Source organism: Weissella viridescens, from assembly GCF_014789145.1.
GTDB lineage: Bacteria > Bacillota > Bacilli > Lactobacillales > Lactobacillaceae > Weissella > Weissella viridescens.
In genome coordinates, this window is record NZ_CP061835.1 from 1,008,151 (window position 1) to 1,032,699 (window position 24,549).

Annotated in this window: 21 protein-coding genes and 1 riboswitch; of the genes, 2 read left to right on the top strand and 19 right to left on the bottom strand. The window is 39.4% G+C overall.

All coding sequences use genetic code 11. From position 1 onward, the window contains the following. Nucleotides 1-140: 140 nt before the first annotated feature. The 3 genes from IE337_RS04990 to IE337_RS05000 form a co-directional block, all read right to left on the bottom strand. Nucleotides 141-1,925: an FtsX-like permease family protein gene (locus tag IE337_RS04990; RefSeq protein WP_191136028.1), complete on the bottom strand. Its 1,785-nt coding sequence runs from the start codon at nucleotides 1,923-1,925 to the stop codon at nucleotides 141-143. Nucleotides 1,926-1,940: 15 nt separating this feature from the next. Next, nucleotides 1,941-2,696, bottom strand: a complete 756-nt coding sequence (locus IE337_RS04995; protein WP_191136029.1) for an ABC transporter ATP-binding protein — start codon at nucleotides 2,694-2,696, stop codon at nucleotides 1,941-1,943. A gap of 140 nt (nucleotides 2,697-2,836) precedes the next feature. After that, nucleotides 2,837-3,382 carry a GNAT family N-acetyltransferase gene (locus tag IE337_RS05000; protein ID WP_191136030.1) on the bottom strand — a complete coding sequence of 182 codons (546 nt, stop codon included), beginning with the start codon at nucleotides 3,380-3,382 and terminating at the stop codon, nucleotides 2,837-2,839. 154 nt (nucleotides 3,383-3,536) lie between these two features. On the opposite strand from IE337_RS05000, the gene lepA reads away from it, so the two are divergent. Both lepA and IE337_RS05010 read left to right on the top strand, forming a co-directional pair. Next, complete coding sequence (lepA, locus tag IE337_RS05005) at nucleotides 3,537-5,315, top strand: translation elongation factor 4 (protein WP_191136031.1); 1,779 nt, start codon at nucleotides 3,537-3,539, stop codon at nucleotides 5,313-5,315. A gap of 21 nt (nucleotides 5,316-5,336) precedes the next feature. Then, a complete protein-coding gene (locus IE337_RS05010; RefSeq protein ID WP_191136032.1) occupies nucleotides 5,337-5,903 on the top strand; it encodes a helix-turn-helix domain-containing protein in 567 nt (188 codons plus the stop codon). Nucleotides 5,904-5,953: 50 nt separating this feature from the next. Here the strand turns inward: IE337_RS05010 and IE337_RS05015 are convergent, their stop codons facing one another. The 16 genes from IE337_RS05015 to IE337_RS05090 all read right to left on the bottom strand — a co-directional run bounded on the left by IE337_RS05015 (nucleotide 5,954) and on the right by IE337_RS05090 (nucleotide 24,391). Next, complete coding sequence (locus IE337_RS05015; protein ID WP_191136033.1) at nucleotides 5,954-6,691, bottom strand: 3-oxoacyl-ACP reductase; 738 nt, start codon at nucleotides 6,689-6,691, stop codon at nucleotides 5,954-5,956. Beyond that, nucleotides 6,691-7,185 (bottom strand): QueT transporter family protein, encoded by a 495-nt coding sequence (locus tag IE337_RS05020; RefSeq protein WP_057744018.1) that lies wholly within the window; start codon nucleotides 7,183-7,185, stop codon nucleotides 6,691-6,693. The genes IE337_RS05015 and IE337_RS05020 overlap by 1 nt, the downstream gene beginning before the upstream one ends. A gap of 7 nt (nucleotides 7,186-7,192) precedes the next feature. Beyond that, nucleotides 7,193-7,237: riboswitch (PreQ1 riboswitch) on the bottom strand. A gap of 43 nt (nucleotides 7,238-7,280) precedes the next feature. Next, on the bottom strand, nucleotides 7,281-9,458 hold the full coding sequence (locus tag IE337_RS05025; RefSeq protein ID WP_191136034.1) for an AAA family ATPase: 2,178 nt from the start codon (nucleotides 9,456-9,458) through the stop codon (nucleotides 7,281-7,283). 333 nt (nucleotides 9,459-9,791) lie between these two features. Next, entirely contained in the window at nucleotides 9,792-10,964 is a 1,173-nt protein-coding gene (locus IE337_RS05030; protein WP_191136035.1) for a multidrug effflux MFS transporter, read from the bottom strand. 163 nt (nucleotides 10,965-11,127) lie between these two features. Continuing rightward, nucleotides 11,128-11,274, bottom strand: a complete 147-nt coding sequence (locus IE337_RS05035) for a hypothetical protein (protein ID WP_191136036.1) — start codon at nucleotides 11,272-11,274, stop codon at nucleotides 11,128-11,130. 562 nt (nucleotides 11,275-11,836) lie between these two features. Next, nucleotides 11,837-13,222 (bottom strand): FRG domain-containing protein, encoded by a 1,386-nt coding sequence (locus IE337_RS05040; protein ID WP_191136037.1) that lies wholly within the window; start codon nucleotides 13,220-13,222, stop codon nucleotides 11,837-11,839. A gap of 850 nt (nucleotides 13,223-14,072) precedes the next feature. Next, complete coding sequence (locus tag IE337_RS05045) at nucleotides 14,073-15,422, bottom strand: AbiH family protein (RefSeq protein WP_191136038.1); 1,350 nt, start codon at nucleotides 15,420-15,422, stop codon at nucleotides 14,073-14,075. Between the two features lie 309 nt (nucleotides 15,423-15,731). Then, nucleotides 15,732-17,063, bottom strand: a complete 1,332-nt coding sequence (locus IE337_RS05050) for a dihydrolipoyl dehydrogenase family protein (protein ID WP_057744026.1) — start codon at nucleotides 17,061-17,063, stop codon at nucleotides 15,732-15,734. A 23-nt stretch (nucleotides 17,064-17,086) separates the two neighbouring features. Further along, nucleotides 17,087-17,662: a TetR/AcrR family transcriptional regulator gene (locus tag IE337_RS05055; protein ID WP_191136039.1), complete on the bottom strand. Its 576-nt coding sequence runs from the start codon at nucleotides 17,660-17,662 to the stop codon at nucleotides 17,087-17,089. Between the two features lie 148 nt (nucleotides 17,663-17,810). Continuing rightward, nucleotides 17,811-18,131: a DMT family transporter gene (locus tag IE337_RS05060; protein WP_191136040.1), complete on the bottom strand. Its 321-nt coding sequence runs from the start codon at nucleotides 18,129-18,131 to the stop codon at nucleotides 17,811-17,813. Continuing rightward, entirely contained in the window at nucleotides 18,131-18,466 is a 336-nt protein-coding gene (locus IE337_RS05065; protein ID WP_191136041.1) for a DMT family transporter, read from the bottom strand. The genes IE337_RS05060 and IE337_RS05065 overlap by 1 nt, the downstream gene beginning before the upstream one ends. 101 nt (nucleotides 18,467-18,567) lie before the next feature. Then, complete coding sequence (gene rpsN / locus IE337_RS05070) at nucleotides 18,568-18,837, bottom strand: 30S ribosomal protein S14 (protein WP_057744040.1); 270 nt, start codon at nucleotides 18,835-18,837, stop codon at nucleotides 18,568-18,570. 2 nt (nucleotides 18,838-18,839) lie between these two features. Continuing rightward, entirely contained in the window at nucleotides 18,840-18,989 is a 150-nt protein-coding gene (rpmG, locus tag IE337_RS05075; protein ID WP_009496479.1) for a 50S ribosomal protein L33, read from the bottom strand. A 174-nt stretch (nucleotides 18,990-19,163) separates the two neighbouring features. Beyond that, nucleotides 19,164-20,090: a magnesium transporter CorA family protein gene (locus tag IE337_RS05080; protein WP_191136042.1), complete on the bottom strand. Its 927-nt coding sequence runs from the start codon at nucleotides 20,088-20,090 to the stop codon at nucleotides 19,164-19,166. A 143-nt stretch (nucleotides 20,091-20,233) separates the two neighbouring features. Then, complete coding sequence (locus tag IE337_RS05085; RefSeq protein ID WP_191136043.1) at nucleotides 20,234-20,872, bottom strand: hypothetical protein; 639 nt, start codon at nucleotides 20,870-20,872, stop codon at nucleotides 20,234-20,236. A gap of 90 nt (nucleotides 20,873-20,962) precedes the next feature. Continuing rightward, nucleotides 20,963-24,391 carry a pyruvate carboxylase gene (locus IE337_RS05090; RefSeq protein ID WP_191136044.1) on the bottom strand — a complete coding sequence of 1,143 codons (3,429 nt, stop codon included), beginning with the start codon at nucleotides 24,389-24,391 and terminating at the stop codon, nucleotides 20,963-20,965. Nucleotides 24,392-24,549 lie beyond the last annotated feature (158 nt).

A 24,549-nucleotide genomic window follows, 5' to 3' on the forward strand; every position in this document is an offset into this window, starting at 1 on the left:
GTCCGTTTAATTTTTACATTTCTTTTGAATATTACAATTAAGTTTAATTTCTACAATATTCCATAGTATACCACATTCTCATAGTTCCAATGGTTAAGTATCAATTAAAATCACAAGTCATGTCCACGCCTTGCCTGTCTTTATTTTTTTAAGACGAGACGTTGATAGATAAAGACCGTAATCACAAAATAAAGTAAGTAAACACCACCAACAATCATCAAGCCATTCCCCAACCCAATATAAGGATCAACCATGATTGGTTTAAAACTCTGTAGACCAAATACCGTATCTAAGATTCCGATTACCATCGGAATAAAAAATAGAATGCCCACGTCTTTTATGGTCGAAACACGCGCCGCTGATGGCGTTGTCCCAATCATCTTTAGAATCTGATAGCGTTGTCGATCTTGACTAACATTCGAAAGCACCTTAAACATTAACGTTGAGGCCAACATGACTAAGAATGCAATTCCCAAGAAGACGCTCATAAATTCTAGTCCACCAAAAATTGACTTGAGCATCACAAAGTTACCATATGCACCCGGCACCATTAAATTACCATGGTCTGTATAACGTAATTCACCAGCATATAGCTTCTCCAATGGCTTTTGGTTTGCTTGCATGTCACGTACTGAAACAGCCTTAAATGTTTTAACATCATTCTTCGGCAATTGTTCCACCAAATTCACCTTAGCGCCAAATGGTACACCAGCAAGATAAGCAGCCCACGTCGTCAGCGTATAGTCTTCATCAGCATGGGCCGCATTAACATTTAATTGTTCCTTTTTTGGCTTAGCATTTGCATCGTCTGGTTGCGTATATTTCAAAGTAGGAACTTTAGCATCTGCTAGATTTTGCTTTTCAAAGTCTACCTGACCATTATGCAAACGATACTTAATTTCAGCCTGGTAAGTCACCTCTTTTAAGGTACTCGTCTCTGCATTCGGATTACGCATCATTAGCGTCACTGCATTTGTTTCTTGAGCCTGTTTTGGCAAAGACACATAATATCCTTGGCCAACACTAATTGCCCCCAGCGCTAGACCAAATAGCACAGAAATCATCGTTAAAATCCGCTTATACTCGTTCAAACGAAAACGTAACTGTCCGTTCAAGAATAAACGTAGCCCGCGCTGACCAAAATCAGCATGGCGCAGCCAATTTGTGATCAACCCCAATGTTTGACCAACAAATAGGTAAGTTCCGACCCCATTTAAAATCAGGGCAATGACCATTCCAGTCATTTGTAACTTAGGAATTTGAGGCATCAGCGCATAGCTGCCACCTAGAATCAGTAATCCGAGCAACCCTAGAACAACTTGTCGTCCGGTTTTTTCTGTCTTGGCTTTTACTGTCTCATCAGCATGTAATAGCGTCAAAGTATCAACACGCTTTAGTCGCCAACGGTTATACATCCCATTTAGGAAGAAAACAATAAGAAAGAAAACAATCGTAATCAAAATCGCTTTGGGCGTCAATACAGCCCAATGCTTGACTTTAATACCAATCAAATCCATCAAAGTTTGACCACTCAACTTAGTCAGACCAGCTCCAACTAGAATCCCCAATGTGGTTGCAATGGAACCAATAAACAACGTCTCTCGCATCAATAAGCCACCAACTTGGCGCTTAGAAGCCCCCAACATCGCTAGGAGTCCATAGTCTTTTTGACGTAGACGCAATAAGAAATTATTAGCGAAATTAAGATAGACAAAAGTAATGATCCCCAGGAAAATTTCACCAAAAACAAACACAATCACAATCACCTGTTTGGTCATCGTTGACATACTTTTCAATAGTGGTTCATTCGTCGCAATGGCGCTAAACATATAAAAGATGGCCACCGCAATCAACGATCCAATCACCAAGACACTATAATCGCGCCATTTTTGACGTAGTGATTTTAATGCAATTTTATTTAACATGGTTTCTCCTTTCGTCTATTCTTCAAAATTTCCGAGTTGGTGTAAGATTTGTTGGTAGAAGGCTTCCCGACTTTGTGTACCACGCTTTAATTCGGCAACAAATTGTCCATCACTCAAGAAGAGAATCCGTGAAGCGAAGCTAGCTGAAAAGGCATCGTGAGTCACCATTAAAATTGAAATCGCCTCAGCTTGATTAATCTTAGAAAGGTACGCCATCATTTCGCGGGCATTTTCTGAATCCAACGCTCCGGTCGGCTCATCTCCAAAAATTAAAGCTGGCTCGTGCACTAAGGCGCGCGCAGCACCAACACGTTGTTGTTGTCCCCCTGATAGTTCTGCCGGATATTTTTCAAGATATTCAGCAATGTTTAATAATTCAGCAACGCCACGCACGCGCTCTTTTACAAGTTTCGGTGCAACTTTTTGTAGGTTTAGCGGTAAGCCAATGTTTTCAGCCACTGATAAACTTTCAATCAAGTTATAGTTTTGAAAAATAAATCCCATATCATGGCCACGGAACTTCGCCATTTCGTTATCGCGCATATGGAGAATATCTTTACCGTTAATTTCAACTTCGCCACTGGTTGGTGCCATTAACGTCGCCAAAATATTTAATAACGTTGATTTTCCTGATCCTGATGGTCCCATGATTGCCAAAAATTCGCCATTATCAACCGTCAGAGACAGATTCTTTAAAACCGTTTGTTCCGCCTCGGTACCTTTTTGATAGGTCTTTTCTAGATTTTTTGCTACTAATGCTGGTTGTGTCATTATAATGCCTCGCTTTTTAATTTTGTATAATACTATTCGCGTAAATCTATTGCATAAAAGATATTACCATACGACATATAATACTACAAGCGGAAAAGTGTAAAAAAAAACAACTACGACTTTTGTAGTTGTTTTTTGTTTTAATTAAACGCTCGTAAAGCCTGTGATGCTGGGGCAACCATGGTTGGGTAGTCACTCAAAATTTGAACACCTTTTAAGTAATCCTCAACAGTTACATTTACGTTTGAACGCATCAAATGGTAAATACCACCAAAAGCTTTTGACGCAAAGGTTGAATCAACCACACCATTTTTTTCATAAAAACGATGACGACGTTCGCGTTGTTCTAAATTGTCAGCGTCAGGTTCTTGGAATTCAGCTTCCAAGATAATCCCGTTCGTAAAGCGTTCCTTCAAGGCCGTCAGTACTTTTCCACCATAACCACCACCACGTAGTGATTGGTCAATGGCAAAGTATAAGATAAAGGCTTTATCATCCCCTAATTCAACCCACACAACTAAGCCGATGGCCTTGCCATCTTCAGCAATCGTATGTAACGCAACAACGGGCTTCGTTTCAGAAAGTTCCACGAGCATTTCATAGGGGCTACGCTCACGCTCTGGAAATGCTTCTAAATAAATTTTTTGCCAGTACGCTTCATCAGTAATCGGTTCAAATGTAATCATATGATCCCTCTTTTTCTGTTTCCATTTTGATTTATAAGACTATCCTTAAATTATACATGATTCTCTTCACCTTTGCCGGTGAGTACGGTAGAATTTGAACAGATTAACATACTCTTCGGTTTAACACCGATTAAATGAAAAGAAGAAGGACCTCATGCCTAAAGACCAAAAGTTTATCCGAAATTTTGCTATTATTGCCCACATTGATCATGGAAAGTCGACACTTGCTGACCGCATCATGGAAACCACGAATACGGTTAGTAATCGTGAAGCCAGTGATCAATTACTAGATGATCTGGCTGTTGAACAAATGCACGGTGTGACCGTGAAGTCGCGTACCGTTCGTAATTACTATGTTGACCCAGAAGGTCAAGAATTTGAATATAACTTAATTGATACGCCTGGTCACGTCGACTTCAATTATGAAGTGTCACGTAGCTTGTCAGCCACTGATGGTGTGCTCCTTTTGGTCGATGCCACCAAGGGTGTGCAAGCCCAAACCGTCGCCAACTATCGTCTTTCACAAGATGCTGGCCTAACTGTCATTCCAATTATCAATAAAATTGATAACAAAATGGCCGATGTTGATAGTACCCAAGCTGAATTGATGGATCTTGATGAACGTTTCACGCCTGAAAATACACTGCGTATTTCTGCTAAGACTGGAATTGGCATTGACGATGTTTTGTTAGCCATCCGCGATCGTCTACCCGCACCAAGTGGCGACCCTGAAGCCCCACTTAAAGGTCTGATTTTCGATACAAAATTCGATCCCTACCAAGGGGTTATGGTGCAAGCGCGTATTTTCGATGGGATTTTAACAAAAAATATGGCGTTGAATTTCATGGCCAATGACGTTAGTGCCCAACCAAAGGAAATTGGCTTCTATACCCCACTTGCTACTGAAACTCCTGAATTATCAGCTGGGGATGTTGGTTACATTCTTACTGGAATTAAGGATCCACGTGCCATCCAAGTTGGTGACACCGTGACTTCTAAACAAAACCCAACTGATGTACCGTTCCCAGGGTATCAACAAATTGAGCCGATGGTGTATGCTGGAATTTATCCGCATGAAGGTGAATATAAGGAATTAAAGATTGCAATTGAAAAACTCGCCTTAAATGACGCAGCCTTCCAATATGAGCCTGAACAATCAGAAGCCTTGGGAATGGGCTTCCGTGGTGGCTTCTTGGGAATCTTTCATTTGCAAATCATTCGTGAACGTTTACAAGCTGAATTCGGTCTTGATGTGTTGACGACCATGCCAAATTCAACCTACCGTGTCACAGTTAAAAACCAAGATAAGCCCCTTTATATTGAAAACCCAACGCAATTCCCAGATTACAATATGATCACAAAGGTTGAAGAACCTTACGTTCGTGCTAAAATCACTGCGCCAGATTCTCAATTGAACGACATTATGCGTCTTGCTGAAGGTCGTCGCGGGGTACTGCAAGATTTGGAAACAATCGGTGATATGCTGTTAATCACGTATAAAATGCCAATTTCCGAAATCGCGTATGATTTCTTTAACGAACTCAAGTCCGTGTCTCATGGATTCGCCACGCTTTCAACAGAACGTGATGATTATGACGAATCTGATTTGGTTCGTTTAGACATTCAAATTGATTACACACCAGTTGATGCGCTAACTTTTGTGATGCACCGTTTGCGCGTTGACCAATTCGCCCAAGAAATCGTCCAAAAATTGACTGAACTGGTGCCACGTAAGTTGCAACAAATGCCGGTCCAGGCGATTGTTGAAGGCCGTGTCATTAGCCGTGGTAATATTCCACCCCTTCGTAAAGCGGCTGCTTCATCTGGTAAAACATCTAAGAAGCAACAACAAATGCGTCGTCAAGGTCAAAAGAATCAAATCGAATTGCCACAGTCTGTTTTTGATGCCATTTTGGATATGAGCCGTCATTAATCTGCGAAAGGAATTTTTGTTATGAATAATCTACTAACGCTACGTTCACTTTTTCAATTAAGTCGTGATGCAGTTGCCGCACAAGTGCAACTTGATCCCGCAACTTTGGATGCCTTTGAACAAGGTACGCAAGAACCCACCATTACGCAATGGCAAGCATTGGCTGAATTCTACTCAGACCAATATCATGTCTCACAAACACAAGCTGATTTGGTGGAACCAATCCATTTTCGTTTGAGTGTTGATTATTTAATGAATATCGGAATGACGATGACTGATCTCATGGCCATGAAATGGTATTTCGCCAACACCCGCCCAGAACTTGGGACTTTCGGCGTAGCACTCTTCAACCGCGAAGATTCACATGATATGGAACGTCTCACCACAGCGCTTCCTGATGTTTTGGAGGATTTCGCCGGTTACCTCCTGCTCAACCATGATGGTACTTTGAACCAATTCATCGATGAGCGCAACAATAATCACGTCAGCGATTGGCGCTTGCTCCTTTATAAGGACGCCAATAAGTATGTCGACGTCACCGATATTGTCAGTTATTTCGTTGACTTGCCGGATTTCACCCAATTTTAAATAAATAAACGCCAGCTACGATTTCACGTAACTGGCGTTTTTATTTGGTTCTATTTAATTGTCCAACCACCGTCGATTGGCACTACTTGGCCTTGAATGTACCCTGCTTGCGGGCTTGTTAGGTAAAGGCTCAGGTCGGCGACCTCTTCTGGCTGGGCCCAACGCTTTGTTGGCGTTTCCGCCGCAACAGATTTCGCCATAGCGGCATCCCCAGCAAAATCGGCTGCATTCATGGGTGTTTCAATCGCCCCAGGTGCAATCGCGTTCACCCGCAATCCCTGGTCGGCATAATCTAAGGCGAGCTGGCGCATCCATCCGACCAAAGCATGCTTGGACGTTGTATAAGCTGCGCCACCACCACCAGCAATTAAGCCAGCAATTGATGCCATATATAAAATTTGTCCATGCTCTTTTTCAAGTAACGTTGGTAACAAAGCCATCGTGATTTGAATTGGGGCATAGGTATTAATTTGCATGACCCGCATAAACAACGCTTCATCTTCTGCCAAAGCTGGTTGGAATGCATCCAAGACCCCAGCTGTGCTCAAGAAAATATCGACTTGCGCGAGTAATGCGGTATTTTGTGACAACCACACTTTTAGCCCTGTTGCGTCCGCTAAATCAAGTTCGACCTTGGTTAGATTGGCGTGTTCCAGTTGAATAGGTTGTCGATCCAGTGCAATCACAGTCGCACCGACAGCTAGATAAGCTAGCGTTTGGGCTTGCCCAATCCCCGAAGCTGCACCGGTGATTAAGAGCGTTTGGCCCGTATAATTTTGATCAATCATTAGGCGGCCAAGTTAATGCGCTTACTGATGAAGTAAATGACAATCGCACCGATAACCAATGAAGCGAATTCACCGATGGCGACTGAACCGTAAGTAATCCAGAATGGTGCCTTCAAGAAGACATGCAATTCAAGTGCTACGGCCCACATCATGAAGGTATCAATCACCGTACTGATGATAAGACGCTTCACGATTGACTTCACATGACGTGTGGCATAGTAGCTCATCGTCAACATCACCACTGTGCCAAGTGTTCCGAAAATCATATCAACGGCACCAAGGGATGATTGCGTATTGGCAATGAACACCCCAAGTGAAATCGCTACGATATAGCGCTTGTTAAAGACAGCTAGATGGTTTAGCCCTTCTGACAACCGTAATTGGACCGGTCCAAAAGCGAAAGGCGCCACCAATAACGTCAACACCACATAAAGTGCGGCCACAACGGCCATCATCGTGAGATCATAGACGCGTTTATTTTTCTTTGTTTCCATATTTAAAAGACTCCTAGTTTTTTTGCGTGGGATGGTTACGAACCACGTGATTTCAATATACCATATTGTATTAATATGAATAAAGTGAAGTGGTACTAATTATAATTTTTTTCAGCTTCACAACTATAATGATTAAAATGTTCTTTTGAGCTTTCACCAAGGTCATAGAAAATTTGTTTAAATGCCTCATATAGTTTCTCTGGCTGAATATCATTAAGATCAGAATCCGTTTCATAACCAACATGAGAGTTAACATGTAGCAATTTTAACTTAGCTGAATATATGACACTATCATCAATACTACCCGTATTTTTTTCTATCTTTTCATTCAACTCTGCCAATTTACCTACACCAAATATAAATTTAGAATACGACTCCAAAATTCTTCTCATAGTGTTAAACATTAAGTTAATTCTCTGATTTGATTTTGCGAATATTAAATCACTCCACAATTCGTCATATATAGTTGATACATCTTGTTTTGAGCTTGTAATTTTCACAACCTGTGTTTTATCACCAGCTTTTTGAAATTTAAAAAAGGCCTCCCGAGACAGCTTTAAATTACCCGTTTTATTGGGTTTGTCCTTATATTGAGGGGATGTTGGTTTTAATTGCATATAGAAATGAATATTATGGGTTAAAATAAATATTTGAGCTGTTTCCGTACTTTTAATAAGATTTTGGAGTTGTGAAATTACCAGATATTGGGAAGCAGCATCATTACTATCAACGACATCATCAAAAATTATTATTTTCCCCCTTTCATCTACCGAATAAACGTTTAATTTATTAATGAACCACAGAAATGCAATAATATTTTTTTCACCAGTGCTCAACTCATTAACTGATCGTATCTCACCATTGTTGCTTTCAATTCTATATTGTCCTTCTGCGTCATTGTCAGTATACTTTAGCCTAAACGCATCCATGCCTAACCCACTTAACCCTTTATTGATATTCTGAACCGCAATATCTTCATTACTGTATTCATTTATCAATTCTTCTAATTTTTCTTCCTTTGTTTTCTTAGCTTCTCGTTTATGTTCAATTTCACCCTCACAATTTTCAAATAATGTATTTTGACTATTATATTCAGCATTGAGATCAATAAACTGCTTTGACGTTACAACTTCACGAATTAAATGCTTTTGATAACTACGTCTTGCTTTATCCTCATTTATTTTAATATTTTCTGAATAATGAGCCATCCTATCATTTAAACTTCTAAATGCATCATCAACTTTTTTCGGATTTAGCTCAAAATTAAAATCACATTCTACTCTATCAAATTTATTAAGATTTTTTTCTTCAATTTTTTCTTCAATATAATTTAAAGCAGTACATAAATTGTTTATAAATTGAAGACAAATTTCATTTAAATCATTCAATGGTTTAATAAAGTCAGGATACGTATCTCCAGCTTCGTAAGGCGTAAAATCATCAAGTATTTTTCTTACTTTTTCAACTAAATCTCTTAACTCATTTAAATTAGAATCAACTTGAAGAATTTCTTTATTAAAATAATTACCGAGTTCTCTTAATCTGTCCGCTGGCATTAATTGACCACAAAATAAGCACACATCTTCTTCACTCTGCACTGTTTTATGTAACTCTATACCGGTTTCAACCCAATTTTCAGCGGTTCTATTTATACTAATACTTACTTCTCTACCGACTTCTCGTTCACATATTTCTTTTAATTTTTGAATGATAGCGTCTAAATCAAAGGTATTACTAAACGGTTTTGAAAGTGGGGCTTTTTTCTCCAATGAAATGGACTTTTTTACCTTATCCAACTCATCTCCATTTAATTTATGTTGATCATCAATTTCGTAATCGAGTATGTGTTTCCCATTTAAAGTTTTGTCAACATAACACCTTCCATTTATTTTTTTTGCTTCACCTCTACAAAATTCAGCACGAACTCTTTTTTTCTGTTCTAGAATTCTTTTCATTCTAGCTTCTTTTTCAGATGCTAGAATCGCTTCATCTGCTAATGATTTAATCTCTTCCTTTAACTTTGTAATTTTTTTAGTAATATCTGTATTCTGTTCTCCTAAAGAAATCGCATTTAATTCCTTATTTTCTGCTATTATATTAGAAAATCCTTGAAATATTTGAACATTGAACTCTTCATTTTGTTGTTCGTAAATATCTCTTGTTATAGTTGATTTTCCTGTACCGTTTTTCCCAAAAATATAATTTACCCTACGTAAACCTTCAATTTTTGGATCTGAAAATCTTGATTCTGGCAAGTTAATTTCTTTGAGCATCCTTATCACCCATTCTTTTATTTAAATACAAATTACATTTCATTATACCATACAAATTTTTGTTCATTCCAATCATAGAAAACACTTAACGTACTTTGACGAAACATGGTGCAATTCAAAATAAATACTTATAGCATTTTAAACATCCTGAACAAATACCAAAACTGGTAAGTCTGTGATGAACCATAAGTGGGTTGCCCAAGATGAGTTAAAAGCCCGTTCATAATTGAATAAATGCAAAATAACATAATCGAAATGTTTTGGGAAACTCCAGAATATTTCGATTATTTTTTATACGAAAAAAGCCCGTGCTTGTAAGCACAGGCTTTCCCACTATCTTTTTCTTAAACACGTAACCGTCAGTATAAGCATTAATACAATCAACGCTCCAACATAAAGTGGCAAGGTGAATGCCGTGCCGTTATGCATTAAACTCATGCCATAAGTCATCAAGCTAATCATCACGTAATAGGCAAACCCAAACACACCACTGGCAGTCCCAATAATATTTTCATATCCAACTAAAGCATCACTCAGAACTAATGGCAAAATGGTGTTCAGTCCGGTAAAAACGATAAAGAAAGCCACTAGGAACACTAGACTGCTGTGCATCGTCGCACTCAGGCAACCAACGCCAACACCCAGCCCACTCACAAGCAGACTCAACATGATAATTCGGTATGAAGTCAAATACTTCACCGCATAATTCGCGCACATCGCCCCAACAATACTAGATAACGCAATCACCATCCCCGCGATGCCATAAAGCATAGCGTCCATGCCATACATTTGCATCAGCACAAAGGGTGCCTCCGCATAAAAGCTAAACAGAATTCCGTTAATGCCCGCAATCAAAACGGCATAAGCCCAAACTCGCTTATCCTGCGCAAGAATTTTCGCAGCGCGCCAAATTGAGACTGACTGCTCAGTCGCCTTTGGTTCCATTGTTTCCGGCAACTTACCATAACTGTATATCAAAATCATAATCGCCATGCCAATAAGCACGGAACAGACACTTTTGAATCCGAAATATTGTTGGATGATTCCCCCAATAAATGGACCCAGTGCTGGTGCTAAGGCCATGGCACCGCCGACTTTGGCGAATACTTGGGCGCCTTTCACTCCGGAAAAGCTTTCCCGCATAATTGTTTGCGTGACAACTGATCCGACACTGGCGCCAAAGGCCTGCACGAGTCGGGCAAGTAGTAACCAACCAAATTCCGGTGCTGAAAATAAGCCGATGTTACCGATAAGATAGACCAAGATACCTAGTAGCATCGTTGGTCGCCGACCCCATCGGTCTGATAACTGTCCCAAAACTAAGACCCCAACGGCAAATGCCATGAAGTAACTTCCCATCAAAAGTTGGGCCGTTTGCGCAGTGACGTGGAAATCCCGACTGATTTCCGGTAAAGCTGGTGTGAAGATGGTTTCACTAATTTGTGGAAACCCCACAAGTACAATCAATAAAATGATTGCTGGACTATTTTTCTGGACGTTTTTCATTTTTTTCTCCTGATATTTTTTAATCTGATGAAAAACGTCCTTAGTCACTTACTGTTGCAGCCATAATAAATTCTGAATAATTCATATTTTTTCTCCTCTTTTAAACCATATTAAAAGCCCACCAGTTAACTAACTCTAACTAATGGGCCCCATTTGAAATCAATTACTTGAGAAGCAAGACGAAAGCATAAACAATCGCAGCAACAACTGTCCATCCAATCAATGCTTGAATCTTTTCCTTCTTAGTAGTTCGTTCCATTGTCACAGTTAAGTGCCCATTTTTACTTGTGTAAGTTTTTGGTAACTTCATGTCATTGCTCCTTTAGTTTAGCTTTTAATACTTCTCAACTTGTTATGTTCAAATATCATCACACAACGATATTAAACTTTATTATCTTTAATATATACTATCGCAATTATTTTAGCAAATTGTTGGATTACTTAAATGCCAATCCAGACTATATTAGCTTAACTTAATTGATTTCCTCTTTTTGTTTATCAAAAATATTAATAACAAGTGGTAACGTTAAAAACAATATGCATCATGACAAAAATATGATGTTGCACTATCATCATGTTCGATTCCTAAAACCTTTTTATCACTGGAAATACAGTTAGGACTAAACACCACTATTTGTATTCTCTGCCTGGCTCATGACGATTATCACTGCTTTTATTCAGTCCCATCAAAACAGATTCCCAAATAGATTAAAAAGATTTTTTGCCTATTGTCATTATTTTTCGAACTGGTTCGTTTTCAGTTGAAAACGACATGATAAGGCATCACTTTAAATTAAAACTAACTATAAAACATAGCCATACACAAACGATAAAGTTCTAACCTCACGCTTATTTATTCCAATTACCTATCCCTAATTCTCATTATAGTGATCAGACATTTTTCGAACTAGATATTTAGAATAAGATTCAATATTTGGATACATCGCTCCCTCATTAAAGCCCATAATACCCATGAGTGATTTCATGTCTTTCATGCCGGTGCCATCATTCTTTACCTTTATGACAATAGGACGATTGCTAGTAGAATTTATATCGTTCAGCATAACTTGACGTAATGACGTCTCAATATTTTCAACTGACTTTGTATCTTTTTCCTGAATTTCTGAATGTTCATACGCCGGTAAAATAAAAGCACCATTCTGACTTATAATGCGCTGTGTGGTCTTATTAGCCCTAACAATAATTGCTCTATTTAGAATTTCGAACACTTCCAGTGGATTATCAGCAGTTGATGATAAATCGCCACGCATTACAAGTGCTTCCTTTAGCTTTTCCCAATAATATACTACCCATTGAACGTCTTTCCCCGTCTCAATGACAGTATTTTCCTGTTCAATTTCAGGCTTTTTAGAAATATATTCTACCCACCTTTCGTATAGGTAATCTCCAAATGTTGTGGTGTATTCATTTCCCAATTGAGCTCGCCCATGATCATCCTCTAAATAGTTGAACCGTTGTTTAAATTCATCAAAATTAAACTCCCTCTCGTCAGAATTAATCATTCTATACCGCTTTGCATTTTCAACGCTTAAAGCAAGCCAGTCAGCAAAATTTTTGTATTCTAAATAATTGAAGTCTTCTGTACAATCAATTCTGTCTTCAATTATCATATGTGGACTAAATTTTTCGATTGATCCCATATATTCCATAAATTGTCTAATCAAATCTTGATCTATAAAATTCGCGCCTGTTTTAATTTTAGCCTCAGTTTCATCACCGCTAAATGAATTCCCCCTATCAAACATTGGTAGCAACCATTCAAACATTTGAGGTCCGTCAAGTGCAGCACGATTAATATGAGCTTCTTCAATTACACACTGATCGCTCCGTCTTCTTCTTTCTTGAAAAATATATACATATGCATCCCCCGTTTCTGTAATACCATCTAAAGCGAAAAAAAGTGCAGCAAGTGGACTACTTGATATATCTAATAACCTTGTCAATGCCCCATAGTGTTGTAAATGAGTTAATTCTTCAAACGGTGTACTATCATCACGTAATTCATTAATGGCCTCGATTTTTAAATTTTTATAATATTCATCACTATGGTTTGCCACTGCCGATGCTCGATAAATTGTCGGCGTCATGTAATCATAATATTGACTTTCACCACGATAAAATAAGTCACCATTGTATGTAGTCGTTTCATTTCCGACACGTTCCACAGTTTCAATGTATTCAGCCAACGTCTCAACAGTCAACACCTCAAAAACTTCTTCTACCTTTTTCCCAAACATATCAATGATATCTCCTATCCATATTCCTATATTCATTTTACTTGAGTAGTTGAGAAATATACATAAACATTCACAAAAAAATACCATTCAGGCATTCATCTTTTTTGTGGCAATTATTCTTTTCAACTTTACTACAAACTAAACCAAATATAATGGCATTGCCATCTCACAATTGCTGCTTGAAAAATGGTACTTTCACTACTCAATTGAAATAGTCCCAAAGAAAAACAAGCACCAGGTGTGTTTGTTATCTATTCCTTTCTATTTATAATTAAACAAGGGGTTTTCATACTTGCTAATTAGCTTTTATCTTCTTTTCCTACTTCAGATTTCACGCCTTGTAAAACAATAAGATTCCCCATACACTAATCACCACTGATAAAGCACCAAGTAACAGATTAGCCACGACAAAAGTTGTCTAACCAGTATTAATGGTACAAATTAAATAAAAGTAATAACTTCTATTTGGTTATGATGTATAAGTCTCATCCGTTATAAAATCAAACTAAGACTCATATTTCAGATGTTAGAAAACGTTCTTTATATAATACTCATTATACAATCGGTATACTCATTCAATATGTATTAGTATTTGTATACTCTATATATGAAAGCCCCCATTGCATTAGTTTACGTATTTCAAAACGTAAAACCAAGTGTAGCTGTTTTTATAATGATTAGCGATACCTTTAGCTGTTTATTCATCTTTTACCTTATCTATCTAATATGTTTAACAACGTTATCGTAGCAAACAACATTAGATAGCAAGGCAAAAATAAAAAAGCACCAAATATTGGTGCTCATTCATAATAGATGACGAATAGAATTACAACCTATTCTTCTATATTACTCAAAAAATCATTTGGTTATATTCGTTTTTCCAACTGTCATCGATTTTTTTAAATGTAAGGCGCCCTTCCATCAATAACTTTTGCATGAGATTCCTACCCTTAGATTCGTTATCCATGCTATTCCCGTACTCTTTGAGTAACTTTTCGACTCTGTCACTTAAAATAGTAAATTGATCGTCATCTCCAAACTGACTGTACTCAAAACAAAGTTCTACATCTGAATTATAAATATCTAGTGAATCAAAAGTAGCTTGGAAATAAGCGTAGTCTTGTGCCCCCAAAGAGTGCCCATAAAAGTATATCTGATTCACATTGGCTAACAATTTCATATTTGGCGTAGTTTGCGTGAACCGCATGATTCGGTTAGTTTTAGTAAATTTCATCAAATTGTCATTGATAACTTCTTCACCTGTTTCAGTTTCCACATACATAAACTTGTCATCAATACCAAATACCACATCTGCTGTATCGATGTCTTCCCATTTGGCATAATCTTTCGTTAATCCGTGAACATTTTTTATATCGCCAATTTTCAATCCCGCATCAGCATCCAGATATTTTGCAATCCTGTCCCAAGTTCTAAAAGGGTTTGTGTAATTGAAATTTAGTATATTTGTTGTTTGTTCATTATCTATTAATTTTGTCTCAAGGACAGATGCTTTTCCAGTGTACTCAAACATTTCTACTCGTTTTTGGAAAAGCATATTTGATTTTTTCTCCTGAACACACATATCCAAATATTCTGTAAAATCACTTTCTAAATTATGCAGATCGTCAAAGAATAAATCATACCAATGTTCAAATAATGAGTCTGGAATTTTCTTTGTAAACTGATACTCAATGTGCGGAGCTTCCCCAACAGCAATCATATTCTCTCCAGGACTATCATCAGTATCAGAATTGTAAAAAGAAAAGTCCCTCAGGGCCCTTTTCTCATTACCATTGAATGCAATTAATTTATCATTAACATCCCTTAACTGTATTAATGCTTTGAAGCGTTTAGAATCTAAATTTCCGGTAGCATTTATATAACTATTATAAATAGTCGCTACATTTAACGATTTTTTTATTTCCCAATACATTCGAATGGTAGCAATTTCTCTAATATCATTAGTTAGAAAAGTCGCCATAACTGATTCAACATCTTTCCAATTAGTTTCTTGACTTGTATCAAGTTCACCTAAATCCTTGTAATAATCAAACACTGCACCCCAAAGATTTGTTTCCTTACCGTTATCTTCCCACCAAATAAAAAAGTCTGCATAACTTGATTTCAAATCAGTTGCTAGGTCAAAACCATTCCCAATAATGAGTAAATTTTTTGCATCACTGTTTTCAGTATTGTTCATAATATATCTCCCCCCAATCTTGTAATGAATAATATCTTAGCATATATCTAGCAGTTAAAAACGTCCCATGTGGCATCATTTTTTAGTTATTAAATCCCCCCTCTATACATCATGCAAATAAGACATACGATTAAATTGAACTATAACAAGACTACTCTAGAGCAGTCTTGTTACTTTTAGTGATATGTGATTATATGTGTAACGATAAATTTCTAAAAGCCTACAACATACAATGAAGACATTCGCCTCTAAATTATGGATACACACTAAAAAAGCCCCACCAGAAATCTGGCGAGGCTTTATTTTATATTACAATTTGCTAATTGAATCAAACGCAATGGCTGGGAAAATGTAAACCAAGCGTTCAAGTTGTGCAGGCGTGTAGCCAAATTCGATAGCTGGCAACAAGGCGTTGATTGAATCTTCGGCGCGTTCTGAAATTTCAGTTGCTCCGACTAGTTGCTTATCCTTATTGAAGATAAGGGTCAACTTAGCATTCTTTTCATAATCAACGGCACGGTACCAATCACCAGAAAGGTCGTTCTCTTGAACGATGTACTTATCTGGATCAGCTTGTGCTTCTGCAACAGTTACACCAGCTTGGGCGATACGTGGCGTCGTAAAGACGTTTGTCGCGATGGCTGGGTAATCAATGGCTGCATCTGATTCACCTGCAAAGCGGTGCATCAAGTATTGTGATTCAAATTGTGCTGTTGGTGTCAACTTTGGTTGTTCCTTGTCGATAACGTCACCAGAAACATAGATGCTTGGTACTGTAGTTTGAAGATATTCATTAACCACAATTCCCTTAGGGCTGTGTTCAATTTCCAAATCTTCAAGACCAAGGTTTTCAACGTTAGCAACACGGCCAGTTGCATCCAAAACCCAATCAGTTGTGATGGTTTCATCTGACAACGCTACTTCGACTTGATGTCCTTGTTGTTCAAATGACTTGACTTCTTGGTTGCGAACGATGGTGACACCACGTGATTCAAGGTCTGCTAGTACTTCCTTCACATATGGTTGGTGGAAGCCACGCAAGGCTTCGCCATCGTGCAAAACAAGTGAAACATCTGAACCAGCTGCGTTAGCCATTGTGGCAAATTCAACCCCGATGTAACCACCACCAATGATAACCATGTGCTTTGGCATTTCATCTAAGGCCATGAATTCCTTTGAATCGTGCCCCAATTCAGTTCCAGGAACATCCAACTGGTGTGGGCGCAATCCCGTAGCAATCACAATGTTTTCAGCAGTGATGGGTTCTCCGTCAACGGCAACGGTGTGTTCACCAATAATGGTTCCGTGACCAAAGTACATTTTGATTCCTGAAGCTTCCATACCACCCTTAAGCGCATCTGGAATAACATCAATCGCCGCTTGCTTATGGGCCTTGTTCTTTGCCCAATCAATCTTACCGTCTCCACTAACAATTCCGTCAGAGGCACGCAATGTGTGTTGTAATGCAACAGGTCCATCTAACAAGATTTTTGCATTACATCCCCAGTTTGGACAAGTTCCCCCAACTTTATCCGCTTCAATGACGGCAACACGCTTTCCTTTAGCGGCTAATGGCATTGCACCATCAAACGTTCCGTGTCCGCTTCCAATATATACAACATCATAATCAAATTCTGGCATAATTAATCCCCCTATAGTGTGTGCTATGATTTAAAAATCGCCCGAGTTGCCATCGCAATGAGTTCATCAAGTTCGATTGTCTGCACCTTAACTTGGTGTTGCGCTCGTGCTTGATATAACCATTGTAATGGTTCCAATGCTTGTGCCACAATCAAATCGACATTATCAGTCATCAATTGCTTTTGCAAGTAGGCTCGTTTGATAACAGTTAACATTGCTGGCCCCAGAAGCGTTGTGTCTGTTTGCATCGCTTCTGGAAGATATTCAGGATTAGCTGCTAAAGCAGCCATGAAATTAAGTTCCTTAGGTGCTTGTGCAAAGTTTTGCGCATAACCACGCATGACTTGCGCAAACTGTTCAGTCACTGCCACATTTTCTGCTGGCGTTGGTACATCATCAATTAATTGCTCACGCACAGATTGATACAAATGCCCAAGTAAGTCCGATTTATTTTCAAAATAAATATAGGCCGTCGCAACAGACACACCAGCGCGTTTGGCAAGTTTACTAATGCTTAATTGACTAATACCATTTTCTTGTACTAAATCAAAAGCAGCTTGCTCAAGTGCTATTAACTTTTTTTCATCCCTTTTTCGCATCTTTTAGTATAGCCAACCTGCCTTTATTTTCACTTAACTCCGGCAGCGGGTTCTCCTTCATCTTTTTATCCGAATCCCTTTTTCCATTTTAACACACCGCTTACGCTTATTCTCGTTAATAAAAAAGACATTCGTCTTCACGAATGTCTTAAGCACCAGTTGTGAATTTCAAACCAACGGCACCAATAATAATTAAACTGATAAATAAAATACGTTTCCAATCATGTGACTCGTGATAAAACAACATGCCCACAATTGTACCCCCAGCTGCTCCAATTCCTGTCCAAATAGCATAACCAGTCCCCATTGGAATGGTCCGCAAAGCAAATCCTAAAAGACTCACACTGAGAATCATAAAAGTTGCCATGAAGAAAATGAGGTATGAACGACGGCGACGATTATATTCGTTCAACGTTACCACACCGGCAACCTCCATGAGTCCGGCTAAACATAAAATAATCCATGCCATTAGTCTGTCTCCTCCTCAACTAGCTTCAACCCGATAACCCCAACCAGAAGGATAACCAAGAACATTAATTGACTCGCTGAAAGTGCATCACCAAAGACCAGCCAACCAATCAAAACGGTCGCGGCTGATCCCAATCCCACAAAGACCGCATACGTCGTTCCAACCGGCAGCCTACGACTTGCCACCAAGTACAACCCGAACGACGTTAATAGCGAAATAATCGTTAGGAGCCACTCTACGGGCGTGTGAGCGTATTTAATCCCAACAACCCAGCCACTTTCGAAAATAATGGCGACTAAAATCGTCATCCACGGATTTTTAAGTAATAATTTCATCCATCAACCCTCCTTTAAAACGTTTTATAACTACGACTATGTATAAAAAGAGCACCCACAAAAGTGGATGCTCTTTTTAAAGACCTAAAGTAATCTGCCGATTACCAAGAAGCCTTCTTAACACCAGGGATTTGACCCTTGTGTGCCAACTGACGGAAGTTCAAACGTGACATTCCAAATTCACGCATGTAAGCGTGTGGACGCCCGTCGATACGATCACGGTTGTGGGCACGAACTGGTGAAGCGTTACGAGGCAACTTTGACAAACCTTCGTAATCACCCGCAGCCTTCAAAGCAGCGCGCTTTTCAGCGTACTTTTCGATGGTTGCTTCAATCTTCTTTTCTTTAGCGATCTTTGACTTTTTAGCCATGATTACTTGACCTCCTTGAACACTGTAACACGACGCAACTTTGGAGAATACTTCTTAAGCTCCAAACGATCCGGTGTGTTACGACGGTTCTTAGAAGTTAAATAGATACGTTCGCCAGTCTCTGCTGACTCTAATAAAATGTTAATGCGCATTAACATAACTCCTTCGAATGTATTTTGTGAGATGCCTCTCACCTACCGATTGAACGACAGGTATGGCTGCATGGGCCAAACCCCAAGCTTGCGCCGTTACAATAGCTAGTAAATTACAAAAGATAACTATACAGAATATTTAAGAATTTATCAAGTCTTTTGCAACAAAAATAATTATTTATCGAAATATCCATGACGCCAGAACCAAATCGTTGCAATCAACATAAGGACCAGCGTGATAATAATCGTAATCAGCCAACTATTCTGATGTAAGGCGAAAGGCAAGTATTTCACATTTTGACCATAAAAACCAGTAATAATCGTTGGAATTGTCAAAACAACTGAATAAACGGTCAAAATTTGCATAATCCAATTCAAATTTCGATCATTCCGTGATGAGTATGAATCGGCAATATTGCCAACCACTGAACTAAGCAAATCAGCCATTTTATGTGCTTGTTGCGCTTCAATATCAATTCGATTTTTTAGAAATTCGGTTTGAGAATCTGGTTTATAGGCTTTAAATTGACTTGTCAAATTATCAATCACATCTTCATTATCTTCAATTGATGAATCAATATACAGCAAGGCATTTGTCACCGTCCAGATACTATCTAGGTCACCGCCAAAACCACTGGTTTTACGATAAAATTGATTTTGGAACTTACGTCGCAACACATCTAACTTGTTCAAAGCCGCTTCATAGTCACCATAGATAACCAAAATGGCGGTAAACAAAAGTTCGATTGGGGTTGTTGCTTCCGCACTGCTAGTTAACTTAGTTGCAATGTGATCAGCCAAAAAATTCATTGATGAGCGTGTAAACATCAACACGCGATGCTCTTTCATTTGAACCAAAAAAGCCACTGATTCAGTGTGATATGCACCTTGAGACGGGACATCATTATCTGCCACAACGGCGTCAATAAAGAGCGTTAAAATTTCATCGTTCTTCGAGTAGTGCCAACGGGCAGCCTCATTTTCGTCATTCACGTCATTAATAAATGATTTGGGAATATCCATTTGCTTAACTTCATCATCTTCTAAATCATCAGCATGATAAAAGGTGGCTTGGCTACCCGCAAATAATTGCTTTAACATAGTTTAATTCGTTCCTTTTTATTCACTGTGATGCGCAATAAAATACCACATCCAGACCATTTTAAGTTTAACTATTAGTATACCACGTCCATACTATTTAATTTAGTCTATAAAAAAACTACCTCAATTTGAGGTAGTTAGTGTTAAATAGCTTGGCGCATAAAGTACCAGCTACTGAAACCTAATCCTAACGCAAGTGAATCGGTAGCTAAGATATCAAAAAAACCACGGAGTGGCCAATTCAATAGTTGCATGCCAAATTCCAGTACGCTAAAGATCACGAAAAGTAAGGCCAAAACGGTTAAGACGTTGCTCAAACTCCACCAATTTAACTTTTGGATTTGCCTGGCATAATAAAGCATTGCCGCAGCTAACCCGACAATAATGACTGCCATCACCATGTTTTTAGCTGGGAAATTTTCTGGTACAACGTAGTTGACCATGGTGAAATTAGGCCAAACATTATTCACAAGCACCCACATGATAAAACTGAATAACATTGCCAAACTACCTTGTGCCATCCTACGTTCATGCTGAAATTGGTGATACGACCAAATCGCTGCTAAAGCAATCGCAATCATGATTCCTGCCACCACCTGGGCAATTAAGAAACCCACCCGGTGTGGCGCGTCTTGAGCCGCTAAAATTGCAATTGGGTAAGCTAAAGGCTGGTACGCTGGCCACACGAGTACGCCGACAATACTTTCGAAGAAGTACGTCAACGCGCCAACGATCCCGAGTCCGAAAAATATTTTATGTTGCCACCATTGTTGCTGTTGCATGATGCACCTCGTCTCATCTATTTATTCTTAATCAATTCTATCATATTTCAACCAAATCAAAAAAAGACGGTCAGTAACCGTCTTTTTTGATTATTCACTAATTGTAAGCAACAAGTCACCACCGGCGATTTGATCACCTGCTTGGACTAAGATATCTGAAACAGTTCCAGCCACGGGTGCTTGAATGGTTGTTTCCATCTTCATTGCTTCAGTAATCACCAAAGTGTCACCAACCGCAACTTCATCCCCGACGGCAACTGAAACTTTGACAACATTTCCGGCCATCGTGGCCCCAATTTCTCCAGGTACATTAGCTTTAGCTTGACGATGTTGCACCGATTGCACATCCACAGTTTGATCATGCACAGTGACTTCAACAGGTCGACCATCCAAAGCCATGTACAGTGTACGGACACCATCAGCGTCTGGTGCGCTCATTTCGTTTAATGTTACGACCATTGTGATACCTGGCGCAAATTGCACCACGGTCTCCTCATGCGCTTTTAAGCCATAGAAGAATGTTGGCGTGTCCAAAACCGTTGTTGGTCCAAACATCGCTTGCTTTTGTTCGTAATCACTAAAGACTTCTGGGTAAAGGGCCTTAGAAATCACTTCTTCTGGCGTTGGTTCGCGCTCAAGTTCAATCGTCAAATCCGCCTTAATTTGTGACAAATCATATGGCTCGGCCAAAGCACCTGGACGTTCCGTCAACGGTGCTTGTCCCTTCAGGATAATTGCTTGCAAATCAGTTGGGAAACCACCAACCGGTTGTCCGATGTCACCCTTGAAGAAATCAACTACTGATTGTGGGAAGTCAAGTTGTGCCCCTTGTGCATAAATATCATCAGGTGTGAGATCATTTTGCACCATAAAGAGTGCCATATCCCCAACCACCTTAGAAGATGGGGTCACCTTGATAATATCACCAAACAATTGGTTCACTTCCGCATACATCTGCTTGATTTCGTTCCAACGATCACCCAAGTGCAAGGCATTCGCTTGTTGTTGCAAGTTAGAATATTGTCCACCAGGCATTTCAACTTCAAAAATATCAGTTTGTGGACTGCGCATACCATTTTCAAAATCTTGGTAGTACGGCACAACGCCTTGCCAATATTGGTTTAGACGCTCTACAGCTGGCATATCCAACGTTGGTTGCCGGTCGTTACCACTCAACGCATAGTACGTTGATGATAATGACGGTTGTGATGTTGTACTTGCCATAGCTGATTGCGCAACATCGATAATATCCACGCCAGCTTCAACAGCGCGTGCATATGTTGATACACCGATACCCGTTGTATCATGCGTATGCAAATGAATTGGTAAATTAATTTCATTCTTCAAAGTTGAAACCAATTGATAGGCCGCTTCTGGCTTGAGTAATCCAGACATATCCTTAATCGCAAGGATGTGCGCACCAGCAGCTTCAATTTGCTTTGCACAATCAACATAGTACTGCAAAGTATACTTCGTACGACTTGGGTCCAGAATATCACCTGTATACGCCATCGTGACTTCCGCCAACTTATTTTCATCGCGCACCGCTTGAATTGATGTTTCCATTTGAGGTAACCAGTTCAAACTATCAAAGATACGGAAAACATCCATCCCATTCTTCGCCGCTAAATGAATAAATTCTTGAATCACGTTATCAGGATAATTTTGATATCCCACCGCATTTGAACCACGGAATAACATTTGAGTAAGCGTACGTGGCATCTTCTCACGCAATTGCTTTAAGCGATTCCATGGATCTTCGTCCAAAAAGCGGTAGGCCGTATCAAACGTGGCACCACCCCACATCTCATTTGAGAAAAGGTTTGGTAATGTTGTTTGTGTTTGTTCTGCAATATCAGCCATATCTTTGGTACGGAAACGTGTGGCGAAGCGTGATTGGTGCGCATCGCGCATTGTCGTATCTGTAAGCAAGACTTCAGACTGCCCCTTAATCCAATCAACAACTTGGTCTGGTCCGTGCGCATCCAAAACATCCTTAGCTGTAACTAAGTCTTCTGGCAACACTAATTTTTGTGGGGTGTATTCAATTAATGTTGGCTTGGCGTCAGGATTTTTAACGCCAGGAAAACCATTGACTGTGATTTCAGCCATATAATCCAACAATTGTTGTTGCGTATCAACTGGTGACTTACGAATAAATTCTTGACCATGGTCATCCACAAAAGTTGTCGCAGCTTGTCCACTCGTGAAAGTTGGATGCGCAAACATCTGTACTAGGAAGTCGGTGTTGGTCTTCACCCCTTCTAATTGCAATTCATGTAAAGCACGTTCCATCCGAGTGTTTGCTTCATCAAAATCACGCCCTTGGGCAATAATTTTCAATAGAAGTGAATCAAAGTATGGTGTCACCTTAGCACCAGCATAAACCGTCCCAGCGTCAACACGAATACCAGGCCCAGCAGGTTGTTGATACCAACGAATTGTCCCTGAGTCAGGCATAAAGTCGTTAGCTGGGTCTTCCGTTGTAATGCGAGCTTGGACCGCAACACCATGTTCTTTTAATTGATCCTGCTCAGGTAAGTTTAGGGGTTCTTCATGTAACCCATAACCCATGGCAATCAAGAGTTGGCTACGGACAATATCAATATCAGTCACGACTTCAGTAACAGTATGTTCAACCTGGACACGTGGGTTCACTTCGATGAAATAGAAATCATCCCCCTCAACCAAAAATTCAACTGTTGCGGCACTTTGATAACCAACACTAGCCATCAAACGTACAGCTGCTGCTTGAATTTGTTCACGAAGTTCATTTTTAATTGAAACCGCTGGTGCAAATTCAATAATCTTTTGGTGACGACGTTGAACCGATGAATCACGCTCAAAGAGATGCATCACTTGCCCATGTTCGTCGGCAAGAATTTGAATTTCAATATGCTTAGGATCTTGTAAATACTTCTCCAAATAGACATCACTCTTACCAAATGATGCTTTAGCTTCAGAAGCGGCCCGTTGGAAAGCTTCTTTTAGTTCTTCAGCATGTTCAACGACACGCATTCCTCGGCCACCCCCACCGGCTGCTGACTTAACAAACAAGGGGTAACCATATTCTTCACCAATGGCCAAGGCTTCATCCAATGTTTCAACTGGATGATCTGTACCGGGCACACTGGCAACATTTGCAGCAGAAGCTGCTTGCTTGGCTTTAATCTTATCTCCAAACATTTCTAGGTGGGCCACCTTTGGTCCAACGAACTTCATGCCCGCATCACTGATTGCTTGTGCAAATTCAGCATTTTCAGACAAGAAACCATAACCTGGATGAATTGCATCAACGTGATGCGCCTTGGCAACCTCAATAATCGCAGGAATATCAAGGTAGGCTTCAACCGTCATATCATCCGTGCCGACTTGATAAGCTTCGTCGGCGGCAAAACGATGCACAGCGTACTGATCTGCCTTAGCATAAATAGCAACTGTTTGAAGACCTAGCTCTTTAGCTGCTCTAATAATCCGAAGGGCAATTTCGCCCCGGTTGGCGATTAGTAACTTGTTCATCTCACACCTCTTTTTTTAAATATTTTAAAAAGTATTTAATTTTTCAAACCTTATCTCTAATATACATGAGATTTACGTAAAAAACCATCATTTTTGCTGTCTTAATTAAAATCATTCGGATATTGCGAATTTTTCGTTCGGTTTTAAACCGTTTTACT

Excerpts from the sequence above, each read along its gene's own strand:
- IE337_RS04990 (WP_191136028.1), bottom strand. The coding sequence starts at position 1,925 with ATGTTAAATAAAATTGCATTAAAATCACTACGTCAAAAATGGCGCGAT.
- IE337_RS04995 (WP_191136029.1), bottom strand. The coding sequence starts at position 2,696 with ATGACACAACCAGCATTAGTAGCAAAAAATCTAGAAAAGACCTATCAA.
- IE337_RS05000 (WP_191136030.1), bottom strand. The coding sequence starts at position 3,382 with ATGATTACATTTGAACCGATTACTGATGAAGCGTACTGGCAAAAAATT.
- lepA (WP_191136031.1), top strand. The coding sequence starts at position 3,537 with ATGCCTAAAGACCAAAAGTTTATCCGAAATTTTGCTATTATTGCCCAC.
- IE337_RS05010 (WP_191136032.1), top strand. The coding sequence starts at position 5,337 with ATGAATAATCTACTAACGCTACGTTCACTTTTTCAATTAAGTCGTGAT.
- IE337_RS05015 (WP_191136033.1), bottom strand. The coding sequence starts at position 6,691 with ATGATTGATCAAAATTATACGGGCCAAACGCTCTTAATCACCGGTGCA.
- IE337_RS05020 (WP_057744018.1), bottom strand. The coding sequence starts at position 7,185 with ATGGAAACAAAGAAAAATAAACGCGTCTATGATCTCACGATGATGGCC.
- IE337_RS05025 (WP_191136034.1), bottom strand. The coding sequence starts at position 9,458 with ATGCTCAAAGAAATTAACTTGCCAGAATCAAGATTTTCAGATCCAAAA.
- IE337_RS05030 (WP_191136035.1), bottom strand. The coding sequence starts at position 10,964 with ATGAAAAACGTCCAGAAAAATAGTCCAGCAATCATTTTATTGATTGTA.
- IE337_RS05035 (WP_191136036.1), bottom strand. The coding sequence starts at position 11,274 with ATGAAGTTACCAAAAACTTACACAAGTAAAAATGGGCACTTAACTGTG.
- IE337_RS05040 (WP_191136037.1), bottom strand. The coding sequence starts at position 13,222 with ATGTTTGGGAAAAAGGTAGAAGAAGTTTTTGAGGTGTTGACTGTTGAG.
- IE337_RS05045 (WP_191136038.1), bottom strand. The coding sequence starts at position 15,422 with ATGAACAATACTGAAAACAGTGATGCAAAAAATTTACTCATTATTGGG.
- IE337_RS05050 (WP_057744026.1), bottom strand. The coding sequence starts at position 17,063 with ATGCCAGAATTTGATTATGATGTTGTATATATTGGAAGCGGACACGGA.
- IE337_RS05055 (WP_191136039.1), bottom strand. The coding sequence starts at position 17,662 with ATGCGAAAAAGGGATGAAAAAAAGTTAATAGCACTTGAGCAAGCTGCT.
- IE337_RS05060 (WP_191136040.1), bottom strand. The coding sequence starts at position 18,131 with ATGGCATGGATTATTTTATGTTTAGCCGGACTCATGGAGGTTGCCGGT.
- IE337_RS05065 (WP_191136041.1), bottom strand. The coding sequence starts at position 18,466 with ATGAAATTATTACTTAAAAATCCGTGGATGACGATTTTAGTCGCCATT.
- rpsN (WP_057744040.1), bottom strand. The coding sequence starts at position 18,837 with ATGGCTAAAAAGTCAAAGATCGCTAAAGAAAAGAAGATTGAAGCAACC.
- rpmG (WP_009496479.1), bottom strand. The coding sequence starts at position 18,989 with ATGCGCATTAACATTTTATTAGAGTCAGCAGAGACTGGCGAACGTATC.
- IE337_RS05080 (WP_191136042.1), bottom strand. The coding sequence starts at position 20,090 with ATGTTAAAGCAATTATTTGCGGGTAGCCAAGCCACCTTTTATCATGCT.
- IE337_RS05085 (WP_191136043.1), bottom strand. The coding sequence starts at position 20,872 with ATGCAACAGCAACAATGGTGGCAACATAAAATATTTTTCGGACTCGGG.
- IE337_RS05090 (WP_191136044.1), bottom strand. The coding sequence starts at position 24,391 with ATGAACAAGTTACTAATCGCCAACCGGGGCGAAATTGCCCTTCGGATT.